Genomic DNA, 13750 nt, shown 5'->3' on the forward strand with positions numbered 1-13750 from the left:
CGGTGGCGCCGCTGCGCATCAGCGGCGGCGGGTCCCGCTGATGCGCACCCAACCGTCGAGGGTGGCGGTGGGTTCCAGGTCGAAGCAGCCGGCGTAGGCGGCGCGGACGTCCTCGGCCTGCTCGGCGAGGATGCCGGAGAGGGCCAGGCGACCGCCGATGCGGGTCAGGCGGGTGATCTGCTCGGCCAGGCCGACCAGCGGACCGGCGAGGATGTTGGCCACCACCACGTCGGCCTGCTCGCCTGGCAGATCAGCGGGCAGGTACAGCGGAAAGCGGGCCGGATCGATGCCGTTGCGGTTGGCGTTCTCGCGCGAGGCTTCGAGGGCCTGGACGTCGATGTCGGTGCCCACGGCGCGCTCGGCGCCCAGCAGCAGGGCGGCGATGGCGAGGATGCCCGAGCCGCAGCCGAAATCCAGCACCTGCCGGCCGGCGACCGGTTCGCCGTCCAGCCACTGCAGGCACAGCGAGGTGGTGGGATGGGTGCCGGTGCCAAAGGCCAGGCCCGGATCCAGCAGCAGATTGACCGCTTCGGGTTCCGGGGCCTCGTGCCAGCTGGGGACGATCCACAGCCGCTGGCCGAAGCGCATGGGTTGGAAGTTGTCCATCCAGCTGCGTTCCCACTCCTGGTCTTCCAGGCGCTCCACCTCGTAGGTCAGGCCGTTGGCCAGCAGTTGCACGCGCTGTTCCAGGGCGGCGGCGTCGGTATCGCCTTCGAACAGCGCCAGCAGGTGGGTCTGGGACCACAGCGGGGTGGTGCCGAGATCCGGTTCGAAGATCGGCTGGTCCTCGGCGTCCATGAAGGTCACCGAGACGGCGCCCAGTTCGAGCATGAGGTCTTCGTAGGTTTCCGCCTGGGCGGGCGTGAGGGCGAGGCGGACTTGCAGCCAGGACATGGTGGGCTACCTGAATCGGGTCAAAGCGGGGAGGGTAAATGAAAACGGGCTGCCCGAGGGCAGCCCGTTTGCTAGGTAAGAAGCCGACGGGGCGAGCGAGCCAGGTCAGGCAAGGCGGAAATCGCCGAGGAGGCCATTCTCCCTAGGGTAAATGGGCATTCCGACGGGGCCGCCTAGGCCGGGCTGGCGATCCAGGCGATTTCCAACGCAGCCTGGCCGACGCGCAGCCGTCACGTCCTTAGTGGCGCATGCCGAGCTTCTTCTCCAGATAGTGGATGTTCACCGCGCCCTGGCCGAAGGCCTGGTCGCGGGTCAGCATCCGATGCAGATCGGCGTTGGTCTTGATGCCGTCGACGATCAGCTCGTCTAGGGCGTTGCGCATCCGGGCCATGGCCTCTTCGCGGGTCTTGCCCCAGGTGATCAGCTTGGCGATCAGCGAATCGTAGTTCGGCGGAACCTTGTAGCCGCTGTACAGGTGCGAATCCACCCGTACGCCGTTGCCGCCCGGTGCATGGTAGTGCTTGACCAGGCCCGGGGAGGGCATGAAGGTCTTGGGGTCTTCGGCGTTGATCCGGCACTCGATGGCGTGGCCGGTGATCTTGATGTCTTCCTGCTTGATCGACAGCGGGTTGCCAGCGGCGATGCTGAGCATCTCCTTGACGATGTCGACGCCAGTGATCATCTCGGTCACCGGATGCTCCACCTGCACGCGGGTGTTCATCTCGATGAAGTAGAAGCGGCCGTCTTCGTAGAGGAACTCGAAGGTGCCGGCGCCCCGGTAGCCAATGTCGATGCAGGCCTTGACGCAGCGCGCCAGGACCTCTTCGCGGGCCTTCTCGTCGATCTGGGGCGCAGGCGCCTCCTCGATGACCTTCTGGTGCCGGCGCTGCAGCGAGCAATCGCGGTCGTAGAGATGCACGGCATTGCCCTGGCCATCGGAGAGCACCTGGACTTCCACGTGACGCGGATTGCCGAGGAACTTCTCCATGTAGACCATGGAATTGCCAAAGGCGGCGCCGGCTTCGGTCTGGGTCAGCTTGATCGACTTGATCAGCTCGGCCTCGTCCTCGACCACGCGCATGCCGCGACCACCACCGCCACCGGCGGCCTTGATGATCACCGGATAGCCGACTTCGCGGCCGATGCGCAGGCACTCGGCCTCGTCATCCGGCAGGGCGCCGTCGGAACCCGGTACGGTGGGCACGCCGGCCTGCTTCATGGCGTTCTTGGCGGACACCTTGTCGCCCATCAGGCGAATCACGTCGGCGGTGGGGCCGACGAAGGCGAATCCGGACTGCTCCACCTGCTCGGCGAAGTCGGCGTTCTCGGCGAGAAAGCCGTAGCCGGGGTGGATGGCGGTGGCGCCGGTGACTTCCGCGGCACTGATGATGGCCGGGATGTTCAGGTAGGACAGGGGCGAGGGGGCCGGGCCGATGCACACCGATTCGTCGGCGAGGGACAGATGCATCAGTTCGCGGTCGGCGGTGGAATGAACCGCCACCGTCTTGATGCCCAGCTCCTTGCAGGCACGCACCACGCGCAGGGCGATTTCCCCGCGGTTGGCGATCAGGACTTTTTCCAGCATCGTGGGCTCCACGGGCTTAGACAATGGTGAACAGCGGCTGGTCGAATTCGACGGGCTGACCGTTCTCGACCAGCACCTGGCCAATGGTGCCGCTGGCTTCGGCTTCGATGTGGTTCATCATCTTCATGGCTTCGACGATGCACAGGATGTCGCCTTTCTTCACCTGCTGGCCGACTTCGACGAAGGCCGGAGTGGTGGGCGAGGACGCGCGGTAGAAGGTGCCGACCATGGGCGAGCGAGCCACGTTACCGGTCAGTTGCGGAGCGGCGGCTTCGGTAGCCGGCGCAGCAGCGGCCGGAGCGGCAGCCGGGGCCGGCGCGGCGACCGGCGCGGGAGCGGCGGCGTAGACGGTCTGCATGCCCTGGTTGCGGCCGGTGTTGCGGCTGATGCGGACGGACTCTTCGCCTTCGCGGATTTCCAGCTCGTCGATACCGGACTCTTCCAGCAACTCGATCAGTTTCTTGACTTTACGGATGTCCATTGGCGTTGGCTCTCCCCTCGGGTTCAGGTGATGTTCTGGATATTGGGTCGCGCTCAGCCGCGTGCGGCGAGCTGTTCGCAGGCGGCTTCCAGCGCCAGGCGATAGCCACTGGCGCCGAGCCCGCAGATGACACCGACCGCCACATCGGAAAAATAGGAGTGGTGGCGGAAGGCTTCGCGCTTGTGCACGTTCGACAGGTGCACTTCGATGAATGGGATGCTCACCGCGAGCAAGGCGTCACGTAGGGCGACACTGGTATGGGTGAAGGCAGCCGGATTGATCAGGATGAAATCCACCCCTTCGTCGCGCGCGGCGTGGATGCGTTCGATCAGCAGGTGTTCGGCGTTGCTCTGCAGCGACTGCAGACGATGCCCCGCCGCGGTGGCGCGGGCTTCGAGGTCGGCGTTGATCTGGGCCAGGGTGGTGGCACCGTAGACGCCCGGCTCGCGGGTACCCAGCAGATTCAGGTTGGGCCCGTGCAGTACCAGCAGATGCGCCATAGCCACTTGCCTCGCGATTTCGCAACCAGATTGGCCGCGGACTATGCCGCAACCGGAGGTGACTGTCCAGTCGCTAGACGTTTGCCGGAAATGCCCGCACGTTGGGCGAAATTCTTTTAATCGCTGGTGATAAGCCTTTTTGCTTCGTCGAGTCGGGCGAGAAAGCCCGCAGCATCGATTTCGCCGGCGATGCGCGCCTTGGCCTGCTCCCGGCCTTTAGCATCGTAGAACAGGATCGCCGGCGGGCCGAACAGGCCGTGCTGCTCCAGCCACTGGCGCTGTTCCCGGGTGCTTTGCGTCATATCGAAACGGATCAGCGTGAAGTCGCGCAATTGCGCCTGGATCTCGGGATTGCCGAAGACCTCGCGCTCGATCAGCTTGCAGCTGATGCACCAGTCGGCATAGACGTCCACCAGCAGGGGTCGCCCGCTGCCGAGGCTGCTCGCCAGGGCGGCGGGATCGCTCAGGCTGCGCATGACCTCTGCGCGGGCAGCCACGGCGGGTGCCGCGGCGTCGCCCAGCGGCCGCAGGGGGTCGCTGGCGCCGCGCAGGGCGCCGATGCCGGCGGCCGCGCCATAGACCACCAGGGCCAGGCCCGCCAGTTGTGACAGGCGCTGGCAGGGCGGCTTGGGGACGAATTCCAGGGCGCCGAGGAACAGCCCGACCCCGGCGGCCAGCAGGCCCCAGGCCGCCAGCGCCAGGGGGCCCGGAAGGAGTCGTTCAAGCAGCCACAGGGCTACCGCCAGCAGCAGTACGCCGAACGCATTGCGCATGCCCACCAGCCAGGCGCCGCTGCGTGGCAGCAGGGCGCCGCCGCCGGCGGCGATGAGGATCAGCGGGGCGCCCATGCCCAGGCCCAGGGCGAACAGTGCCAGGCCGCCGCCGAGCCAGTCGGCGGTGCTGCTGATATAGAGCAGGAGGCCCGCCAGGGGCGCCGAGACGCAGGGCGAGACGATCAGGCTGGAGAGCACGCCGAGGGTGGCCGCGCCGCCCAGGGAGCCGCCACGGGTACCGCTGGCGAGCTGTTCCAGGCGCTCGCGCAGGGCCGCCGGCAGGCGCAGTTCGAAGAGGCCGAACATCGCCAGGGCGAACAGCGCGAACAGCGCGGCGAAGGGAATCAGTACCCAGGCCGACTGCAATTGCGCCTGCAGGTTGAGACTGGCGCCAAAGACGCCCATGAGTGCGCCCAGGGCGGCGAAGCTCAGCGCCATGGGCACCACGTAGGCCAGCGCCAGCAGCAGGCCACGGCCCGGGCGCGCCTTGCCGGCCAGGACCACCGCCGAGACGATGGGCAGCATCGGCAGGACGCAGGGGGTGAAGGTCAGTCCCAGGCCGGCGAGGAAGGCCAGCAGGATTCTGTTCCACCCCACTTGGTCAGGGGGCGGGGCGGCGACCGCCGGGCTCGCCGCGGAGGCGGCCGCGGGGCCGGCGATAGTCAGGGTGCGGGTTTCCGGCGGATAGCAGAGGCCGCGTTCGGCGCAGCCCTGGTAGGTCACCTGGATCCGGCCGCCGCGGTCGGGCGCGAGGGGCAGGGGGATGTCGACGCCGGCGTGATAGACCTGGACGTCGCCGAACCATTCGTCGTGCTTGGGCTCGCCAGGTGGCAGGGCCACCGGCGCGGTCAGCAGGCCGGGGTCGGCGTCGAAGGCGAAGCGCTGCCGATAGAGGTAATAACCCTCGGCGATGATGAAGCGCACCTGAGGGCGGCCCTCGGCGTCGCGACGCTGCTCCAGGCGAAAGGCCTGGTCCACCGGCAGGAATTGCTGACTGGGACGCTGACCGTCCAGGCCCAATGCGGCCGTCGGGCGCGGCGCATCGAACAGGCCGGCGGCGGCGGGCAGGGTCAGCAGCAGGGTGAGCAGGAACAGCAGGACACGCATGGGCTTCTCGGCGATCGGCAGCGGCCGATCATAGCAGAGGCATCCGGTTGGTCTGGCTAGACGTACTGGCGCACGCAATTGCGTCCCGCATGCTTGGCGGCATAGAGGGCTTCGTCCGCCTGCTTGGCCAGCGTGGGCATCTCCTGTCCGGGCTGCAGTTGCGCCACGCCGGCACTGAAGGTGCAGCTGAGTTCCTTGGGCGGCGCCGGATAGTGGATCTCGGCGAAGCGCTGGCGGATCTCGTCGATCAGGCGAGTGGCGGTGGCCAGGTCGGTATCGGGCAGCACGATGGCGAATTCCTCGCCGCCATAGCGGCCGATATGGTCGGACTTGCGCAGGCGCTGCTTGAGGAACAGCGCCAGGCTCTTGATCACCCGATCGCCCATGGGGTGGCCGTAGTGGTCGTTGACCTGCTTGAAGTGGTCGATGTCCAGCATGGCGAAGGTGATCGGCCGCTGGCTGCGCCGCGCGCGGAAGCAGGCGTCTTCGAGCAGCTGCAGGGTGTGGGTGTGGTTGTACAGGCCGGTGAGGCTGTCCTGGACGATGCGCGCCTGCAGGCTGCGCGCCCGGGCGGCGCGGGTGCGCACCGTGGCGATCAGGTGGCGTGGCTTGATCGGCTTGGTGAGGAAGTCGTCGCCGCCCTCGCTCATGGCGTCCAGCTGCTTGTCGAGGTCGTCCTCGGCCGACAGATAGATGATGGGCACGCTGACATAGCGTTCGTGCTGACGGATGACCTTGGCCAGCTCGGTGCCGGTGCACTCTGGCATGTACATGTCGAGGATGATCAGGTCGGGCACGAATTCGGCCAGGTGCGCCATCACCGCGCCGGGCTGCATCAGGGTGCGGGTGACGATCCCGGCGCTGTTGAGCGCCATTTCCGTGGCCATGGCCTGGGCGCGAGAGTCGTCTACCACCAGGGCGCGGATCGGGTCGTAGTAGACGGTGCGGGTGAGGGTCTCGATCTTTTCCAGCAGCCGCGCCGAATCCAGGGTGCCGGTGTAGAACTCCTGACCGCCGGCGCGCACCGCGGCCAGGCGGAAGGGGGTGTCGGCTTCCTGGTGGCTGTAGAACAGCACCGGCAGCTTGCGCTCCAGACCGCTCTGGGCCTCCAGCGCCAGCTGGATGCCGGCGCCCGCGCCGCCGAAGTCCACGTCCATGACGATGACCGCCGGGTGACGGTTGTCCATCATCGCGCGGAAGTCGTCGGCGCCATGGATGATCTGGATGGTGACGCCGAAGTATTCCATCTGCTGCGCCAGCCGCTCGGCGCGCTCGCTGTCGAGCAGGGCGATGTAGATCGGCTTGCGCAGCGGCGGCAGACTGGTGGTCTCCAGCTGGTCGCCCTGGCGCAGCCCGGTGCGCGACAGGCTCTGCATGGCCTGGCTGAGTTCGGTGATGGCCTGGCTGTTGAGGCGACCGCGATTGGCGGTGACCTGGGCCAGGGAGGCACCGATGGCCTCGGCGAGTTCGGCATGGCCCTGCTGCTCGAAGCGCTTGGCATATTGCAGCAGGCGCGCGTTGGCGTCGGTCAGCTCGACCAGGCTGCCGGCCGTCCACTCGTCTCGCTGCAGCCGTTGCCAGATCTCCAGCACCTGACGCGACTGGTGGATGACCCGTTGCGCGAAGTGCAGCTTGAGGCGGTCCCGGCTCGGATCATCTGGTTCGCTCACGAATTGTTCCGTCATTCTTGAGGTGGTGGCCCTATGCTACCAATTGCTGGCTGGCAGGGGAGAGGCGGTACCCTGGTTAGCGGCGGCTATGCCGCTCGCATGGACACTGTCGGTCGCTTCTGGAGTAGCGTCCGTCGCCTGTTACCCTAGTCTCGAAAGCGGCTGTCCAGATGCGTCGTGCCCGCACTGCCGGCGATGGCGGCGCAACCGGCGTCGCCGGTGGGGGTCCAAGCGCCAACATCTTTGAAATCATTGCAAGGAATTGCCCATGCGGGAGTGGAACTTGAGGTCGGGATGGCTCCGGCTGGTGGCAGTGCTGATCGCACTCTACCTGCTGGTCACCCTGGCGATAGGCTGGTACTGGAGTCGCGAACCGGATTTCTTCCCGGTGCAGCAGCATGCCCAGGAGGCGGCCACGGCCAGTGGCCGCAAGCTGGTGCTCGGCTACACCACGGTCGAGACCCTCAAGCAGGTGGCCGGCACCCTGCTGGACAAGCCGGGCGGCTATCTCTCCAACGACATCTTCCCGCCGGGCCTCTGGCTCGACGACATGCCGTCCTGGGAATACGGCGTGCTGGTGCAGACCCGCGATCTGGCGCGCGCCCTGCGCAAGGACTTCGCCCGTTCCCAGTCGCAGTCCACCGAGGACGTCGACCTGGCTCAGGCCGAGCCGCGCTTCAACTTCGACAACCACAGCTGGGCCATGCCCTCGTCGGAATCGGAATACCGCGCCGGCATCGCTTCCCTGGATCGCTACCTGGCGCGCCTGGGTGGCCAGAATGCCCAGGGCCAGCCCACCGCCTACTTCTATTCGCGCTCGGACAACCTGCGCAACTGGCTGGGTGACGTCGAGACCCGCCTGGGTTCGCTGTCCCAGCGGCTGTCCGCCAGCGTCGGCCGGGTACGCCTGGACGCCGAGGTACGGCCGAACCAGGACATTCCCGCCGGCCAGGTGCCGGAAGTGCACGAGCAGCGCGTCGAGACGCCCTGGCTGCAGATCGACAACGTCTTCTACGAGGCCCGCGGTCAGGCCTGGGCGCTGTCGCACATCCTGCGCGCCATCGAGGTGGACTTCGCCGACACCCTGGCCAAGAAGAACGCCACGGTGAACGTGCGCGAGATCATCCGCGAACTGGAAGCGGCCCAGCAGCCGGTCTGGAGTCCGATGATCCTCAACGGCAGCGGCTTCGGCATCCTGGCCAACCATTCGCTGGTGATCGCCAACTACATCTCCCGCGCCAACGCCGCGATCATCGACCTGCGCCAGTTGCTGGAACAGGGCTGATGACACCGGATGCTCGCGAAGCGGCGCATCGCGCCGCCTCCGACCGGGAGCTAGTGGTGTGGGTCGATCGCGACGACCGCATCCAGGGTGAGGTGCCACGGGCGGAATTGCGTGCCCGCGGCCTGATCGGTCGCTGCACCTTCATCCTGCTGTTCAATGACCGCGGCGAATTCTGCGTGCACCGGCGCACCCTGAGCAAGGCGCTCTACCCGGGCTACTGGGACGTGGCCGCCGGCGGCATGGTGGCGCCGGGCGAGAGCTATGCGCAGTCGGCGGCCCGGGAGCTGGCCGAGGAACTGGGGGTCAGCGGCGTCCCCCTGCGCGAGCACGGCACCTTCTATTTCGAGGAGCCGGGCAATCGCCTCTGGGGCGGCGTGTTCAGCGCCCACTGGAACGGCCCGCTGCGGCTGCAGCCGGAAGAGGTACTGGAGGCCCGCTTCCTGGCTCCGGCGGCGATTCTCGCCGAGGCTCGTCAGCAGCCCTATTGCCCGGATTCGCTGGAGGCCCTGCGCCTGGTCATCAGCCGGGCAGATGTCGCATCCCTGCCTTAATTTCTCGCATTCGCGCCTTAGCATCCGTGGGCGATGCTGCTACATTGCGCGGCCCCGGACCAGCGCGGCCCGTGCCGGCCGGCGCTGTATCCAAGGTTTCCTCCAGGCGCCCGGCGTCTGAACCAGACTGGGAGGACCGTCCCCTGAGCAAGAAAACCTCGTCGCTGGCGGATCTCAGCCGGCTGGTGTACTCCACCGACGTCGGCCGCATTCGCCCGGAAGAACCCCAGACACCGGTCCCGACCGGCGACGGCATCGCCCGGGTCCGGCGCGAGACCAAGGGCCGTGGCGGCAAGACGGTGACCACGGTCAGCGGCGTCCCCCTGGACGAGGACGCACTCAAGGACCTGGCCAGCGCGCTCAAGCGCCGCTGCGGCACCGGCGGGGCGCTCAAGGCTGGCGTCATCGAGATCCAGGGCGACCATGTCGACCTGCTGCTCGGCGAACTCGAAAAACGCGGCTTCAAGACCAGGCGGTCGGGCGGCTAGGCCAGGCCTTCCAACCTCCGCGTACAACTTACCGCCCCTGGCGGCGGTCCATCCAAAGCAAGATTCCCTACAGGAGATTCCCGCGAATGTCCCCACGACGCACGCGCAAAGATGACGGCAGCCAGTGGACCGTGGCGGACAGCCGCAGCGTCTATGGTATTCGCCACTGGGGTGCCGGCTACTTCGCCATCAGCGATGCCGGCAACGTCGAAGTCCGCCCCCATGGCCCGGACGGCCAGCCGATCGACCTCCATGTGCTGGTCGGCCAGCTGCGCGAAGCGGGGCTGTCGCTGCCGCTGCTGGTGCGTTTCCCCGACATTCTCCAGGGCCAGGTGCGCCACCTGACCGGTGCCTTCGATCGCAACATCGAGCGCCTCGACTACCAGGGCCGCTACACCGCCCTCTATCCGATCAAGGTCAACCAGCAGGAAGCGGTGGTGGAAAACATCATCGCCACCCGCGACGTCTCCATCGGTCTGGAAGCCGGTTCCAAGCCGGAGCTGATGGCGGTGCTGGCGCTGGCGCCCAAGGGCGGCACCATCGTCTGCAACGGCTACAAGGACCGCGAATTCATTCGCCTGGCGCTGATGGGCCAGAAACTGGGCCACAGTGTCTTCATCGTCATCGAGAAGGAGTCCGAGGTCCCGCTGGTGATCGAGGAGGCGGCCGAGCTCAAGGTCACGCCCCAGGTCGGCCTGCGGGTGCGGCTGTCGTCCCTGGCGTCGAGCAAATGGGCCGACACCGGTGGCGAGAAGTCCAAATTCGGTCTCTCCGCGGCTCAGTTGCTGTCGGTGATCGAGCGCTTCCGCGCCGCCGGCCTGGAGCAAGGCGTGCGCCTGCTGCATTTCCACATGGGTTCGCAGATCGCCAACCTGGCCGACTATCGCCAGGGTTTCCGCGAAGCCATCCGCTACTATGCCGAGCTGCGCGCCCTGGGCCTTCCGCTGGATCACATCGATGTCGGTGGCGGTCTGGGCGTGGACTACGACGGCACCCATTCGCGCAACGCCAGCTCGATCAACTACGACATGGACGACTACGCCGGTACCGTGGTCGGCATGCTCAAGGAATTCTGCGACCAGCAGGAATTGCCGCATCCCAACATCTTCTCGGAAAGTGGCCGCGCCATGACCGCGCACCATGCCATGCTGGTGATGCAGGTCACCGACGTCGAGCGCCACAACGACAGCGTGCCGGCCAGTGAGCGCTTCGAAGGCAAGGCTGAGGTGGTGCAGTGGCTGGCCGAACTGCTGGGCGACACCGATCCGGAAATGGTCACCGAGACCTACTGGCGCGCCACCCAGTACGTCAGCGAAGCCGCCGCCCAGTACGCCTCCGGCACCCTGAGCCTGAGCGACAAGGCGCTGGCCGAGCAGTGCTACTTCGCCATCTGTCGCCGCCTCTACAACCAGCTCAAGGCACGCCAGCGCTCTCATCGCCAGGTGCTCGACGAGCTCAACGACAAGCTGGCCGACAAGTACATCTGCAACTTCTCGGTGTTCCAGAGCCTGCCCGATACCTGGGCCATCGACCAGATCCTGCCCATCGTCCCCCTAACCCGCCTGGACGAGGAGCCGGTGCGCCGTGCCGTGCTGCAGGATCTGACCTGCGACTCGGACGGCAAGATCAAGCAGTACGTCGACGAGCAGAGCATCGAGACCAGCCTGCCGGTGCACGAGGTGCGCGAAGGCGAGGACTATCTGCTGGCGGTGTTCCTGGTGGGCGCCTATCAGGAGATCCTCGGCGACATGCACAACCTGTTCGGTGACACCGACTCGGTGAACGTCTACCAGGACGCCGACGGCAGCGTGCGCCACGGCGGCATCGAGACCCACGACACCATCGAGGACATGCTCAGGTACGTGCACCTCTCGCCCGAGGAACTGATGACCTACTACCGCGACAAGGTCGCCAGCGCGCGCCTCACCGCGCGCGAACGCACCCAGTTCCTCGACGCCATGCGCCTGGGCCTGACCCGTTCCTCCTATCTCGCCAGCTAAGAAGCCGCTCACGATCTGCTGCGCGTCGGCCAAGCGGCGTTGAAAATGCCTTCGAAATGCTCATTTACTATCTGTAAATTCCGCTTTCTCCGGCATTTTCGTCTTGCTTGGCTCTAGCTCGCGAGATCGTGAACAGCTTCTGACGAAGCGAACCCTGGCGGCGGGGCGGGCTCTATAGCCTTGCCGTCAGGATGAGAGGAGGCAGTTATGAAGGGGCGCATGGCGCTGTTGTTGGTGGGCGGTCTGCTGCTGGCCGGCTGCGGCAAGGTCAATCAGGAAAACTATTCCCGGCTCAAGGCCGGCCAGACCAAGGCCGAGGTGGAGCAGGTCCTGGGTGCACCCACGGAATGCGCGGGCGCCCTGGGCGTCACCACCTGTACCTGGGGCGATCGCGGCTCCTTCATCAGCGTGCAGTATCTCAACGACAAGGTGGCGATGTTCGCCGGGCAGGGTCTGCGATGAAAACCTCTACCAAGATTCTACTGCTGGCGGGCGCCGCCGGACTGCTAGCGGCCTGCGCCAGCGGTCCGCGCGAGGTCCCGCCGCTCACCGCGGGCAATGTCGATCTGCAGCGTTACCAGGGCCAATGGTACGAGGTCGCGCGGCTGCCGATGTTCTTCCAGCGCAAGTGCGCCCAGTCCGACGCCAACTATCACGTCATGGCCGATGGCTCGGTGGCCGTGTTCAATCGCTGCCGCACCCTGGACGGCAAGGTCCAGGAAGCCACGGGTACCGCCACCCCGATCAAGCCGGGCGTGACCGATCGCCTGGAAGTGCGTTTCGACACCTGGTTCAGTGGCGTGCTGCCCAATGTGGCCAAGGGACCCTACTGGATCCTCTATGTCGATGACGACTACAAGACCGCCCTGGTCGGCAGCCCGGATCGCAAGTACCTCTGGTTGCTGGCGCGCAAGCCCGAGATTTCCTCGGCGCAGAGCGAGAAGCTGCTGCGTATCGCCCGCGAGAAAGGCTACAACCTCAATCGTCTGGTCTGGCGCGAGACCGACGCCCACATGCCCTAGGCCTCAGGAGCACCCCCGTGAAACTCTGGACCGACGCCTTTTCCGATAACGCCTTCATGCCCAAGCGCCACGAATTCGACGTGGCCGATTTCGGCGCCCACGGAGAGAACATCTCGCCCGCCTTGCAGTGGGCCGATCTACCCGCCGATACCAAGAGCCTCGCGCTGACCGTTTACGATCCCGATGCCCCTACCGGTAGCGGTTTCTGGCACTGGGTGGTGGTCAACATCCCGGTCGGCACCCGGGGTCTGGCGGAAGACGCCGGTCGCGCCGATGGTTCGGGCCTGCCCGCAGGTGCGCTGCAGCTGATCAACGACTACGGCACCCGTGGCTTTGGTGGCGCGGCGCCGCCCAAGGGCGACAAGCCGCACCGCTATATCTTCCAGTTGCATGCGCTCAAGGTCGATCAGCTGCCGGTGCCGGCGGACGCCACCAATGCGGTCGGCCGCTTCATGATCCACCTCAACCAGCTGGCTTCGGCCACCTACACCGGTCTCTACGAGATCAAGTGAGGCAGCGGGCGGACGGGCTAGAACTCGTCCGTCGAGATCGCCAGACGGATGCCTGCCGCACGCATCTCGGCCAGGAACGCCTCGCCCTGGGCTTCGAAGCCCGGCACCGAATGACTGCAGTCGGTGAGCAGCACCAGGTCCTGGCGCCGCTCCCGCGGCCAGTATTCCAGCAGATCGCGCAGGGTACTGGCCACGCAGTGTGACAGCGCCTCGCCCGCCACCAGCAGGGTGTCGGCGGACTGCAACCGGGCGATCAGTCCGGCGTCCACTACAGTGCCCGGGTCCGCCGGATCCAGGACCTCGGCGCGCAGGGCCGAATAATGTTCGGTGTGGGGATTGCCGCCCTTGGCGATGAATTCCACCAGGCGTCCCTGCTGCCGTCCCCAGCCATTGAGCGCCTGGTGCACATCCTGGTGTACGCCATGGCCCCAGCCACCCACCAGGCAGTGCTCCGGCCAGATCACCAGGCGATAGCGACCCCCGGCCTCCAGGGCCTGCACATAGGCCAGCGCACGGGTGTGCTCGGCCGGATCGCGGGTCTGCCAGCGACCGCTGGCCACGTCGTCCGCGCTGATCTGGGTAAAGGGCGCCGGCGGCCCGCCCCGGGCATCCTGCCAGCCGTGCGGGTGGGCGATGTGCAGCGGCTGGTGGGAATCCAGGGTCACCCGGACCGCGGTGAGTCGGGCACCCAGGCGTTCGATCAGGGCGGCGACACGCTGCAGCCCGGCTACTGCGCCGGGCACCGGCAGGGCTGCCCCCGGCAGGTCGCAGAAATCGTTTTGCGGATCGATCAGCAGCAAGTGCAGCTTGGCATGGGGCATGGCGATCTCCTTGGTGACGGGCTGTCGATGGTGCGGGCGCCGCTGGACGCGAGGCAAGCCC

Annotated in this window: 14 protein-coding genes; 7 read left to right on the plus strand and 7 right to left on the minus strand. The window is 66.8% G+C overall.

The window, feature by feature from the left end; all coding sequences use genetic code 11:
* Positions 1-18: 18 nt before the first annotated feature.
* From prmA to OMP44_RS12690, 6 genes are all read right to left on the minus strand, one after another.
* Positions 19-894 carry a 50S ribosomal protein L11 methyltransferase gene (gene prmA / locus OMP44_RS12665; RefSeq protein WP_158890978.1) on the minus strand — a complete coding sequence of 292 codons (876 nt, stop codon included), beginning with the start codon at positions 892-894 and terminating at the stop codon, positions 19-21.
* Positions 895-1132: 238 nt separating this feature from the next.
* Positions 1133-2479, minus strand: a complete 1347-nt coding sequence (accC, locus tag OMP44_RS12670; RefSeq protein WP_187980398.1) for an acetyl-CoA carboxylase biotin carboxylase subunit — start codon at positions 2477-2479, stop codon at positions 1133-1135.
* A gap of 16 nt (positions 2480-2495) precedes the next feature.
* A complete protein-coding gene (gene accB / locus OMP44_RS12675) occupies positions 2496-2960 on the minus strand; it encodes an acetyl-CoA carboxylase biotin carboxyl carrier protein (protein ID WP_187980397.1) in 465 nt (154 codons plus the stop codon).
* Positions 2961-3013: 53 nt separating this feature from the next.
* Positions 3014-3460, minus strand: coding sequence for a type II 3-dehydroquinate dehydratase (gene aroQ / locus OMP44_RS12680; protein WP_017641056.1), 447 nt, complete (start codon positions 3458-3460; stop codon positions 3014-3016).
* A gap of 116 nt (positions 3461-3576) precedes the next feature.
* Complete coding sequence (gene dsbD, locus OMP44_RS12685; protein WP_280308632.1) at positions 3577-5340, minus strand: protein-disulfide reductase DsbD; 1764 nt, start codon at positions 5338-5340, stop codon at positions 3577-3579.
* Positions 5341-5396: 56 nt separating this feature from the next.
* On the minus strand, positions 5397-7010 hold the full coding sequence (locus OMP44_RS12690; protein WP_133861523.1) for a response regulator: 1614 nt from the start codon (positions 7008-7010) through the stop codon (positions 5397-5399).
* A 268-nt stretch (positions 7011-7278) separates the two neighbouring features.
* Here OMP44_RS12690 and OMP44_RS12695 point away from each other — a divergent pair, with 268 nt between their 5' ends.
* The 7 genes from OMP44_RS12695 to OMP44_RS12725 all read left to right on the plus strand — a co-directional run bounded on the left by OMP44_RS12695 (position 7279) and on the right by OMP44_RS12725 (position 12868).
* Positions 7279-8295 (plus strand): DUF2333 family protein, encoded by a 1017-nt coding sequence (locus tag OMP44_RS12695; protein WP_133861522.1) that lies wholly within the window; start codon positions 7279-7281, stop codon positions 8293-8295.
* The gene (locus tag OMP44_RS12700) at positions 8295-8846 is read left to right on the plus strand and encodes an NUDIX hydrolase (protein ID WP_280308635.1); all 552 of its coding nucleotides are present in this window, start codon (positions 8295-8297) and stop codon (positions 8844-8846) included. The genes OMP44_RS12695 and OMP44_RS12700 overlap by 1 nt, the downstream gene beginning before the upstream one ends.
* A 143-nt stretch (positions 8847-8989) precedes the next feature.
* The gene (locus OMP44_RS12705) at positions 8990-9334 is read left to right on the plus strand and encodes a translation initiation factor Sui1 (protein WP_280309015.1); all 345 of its coding nucleotides are present in this window, start codon (positions 8990-8992) and stop codon (positions 9332-9334) included.
* A gap of 86 nt (positions 9335-9420) precedes the next feature.
* A complete protein-coding gene (gene speA / locus OMP44_RS12710; protein WP_133861519.1) occupies positions 9421-11334 on the plus strand; it encodes an arginine decarboxylase in 1914 nt (637 codons plus the stop codon).
* A 207-nt stretch (positions 11335-11541) separates the two neighbouring features.
* A complete protein-coding gene (locus OMP44_RS12715) occupies positions 11542-11796 on the plus strand; it encodes a hypothetical protein (RefSeq protein WP_133861518.1) in 255 nt (84 codons plus the stop codon).
* Positions 11793-12356 (plus strand): lipocalin family protein, encoded by a 564-nt coding sequence (locus OMP44_RS12720; RefSeq protein ID WP_133861517.1) that lies wholly within the window; start codon positions 11793-11795, stop codon positions 12354-12356. Before OMP44_RS12715 ends, OMP44_RS12720 begins: the two co-directional genes overlap by 4 nt.
* A gap of 17 nt (positions 12357-12373) precedes the next feature.
* Complete coding sequence (locus OMP44_RS12725) at positions 12374-12868, plus strand: YbhB/YbcL family Raf kinase inhibitor-like protein (protein ID WP_252977208.1); 495 nt, start codon at positions 12374-12376, stop codon at positions 12866-12868.
* 17 nt (positions 12869-12885) lie between these two features.
* Here the strand turns inward: OMP44_RS12725 and OMP44_RS12730 are convergent, their stop codons facing one another.
* Positions 12886-13689, minus strand: a complete 804-nt coding sequence (locus tag OMP44_RS12730; protein WP_187980391.1) for a cysteine hydrolase family protein — start codon at positions 13687-13689, stop codon at positions 12886-12888.
* Between the last annotated feature and the right edge of the window lie 61 nt (positions 13690-13750).

It is taken from the genome of Pseudomonas flavocrustae (assembly GCF_029872515.1).
Classification (GTDB): Bacteria; Pseudomonadota; Gammaproteobacteria; order Pseudomonadales; family Pseudomonadaceae; genus Chryseomonas; species Chryseomonas aestiva.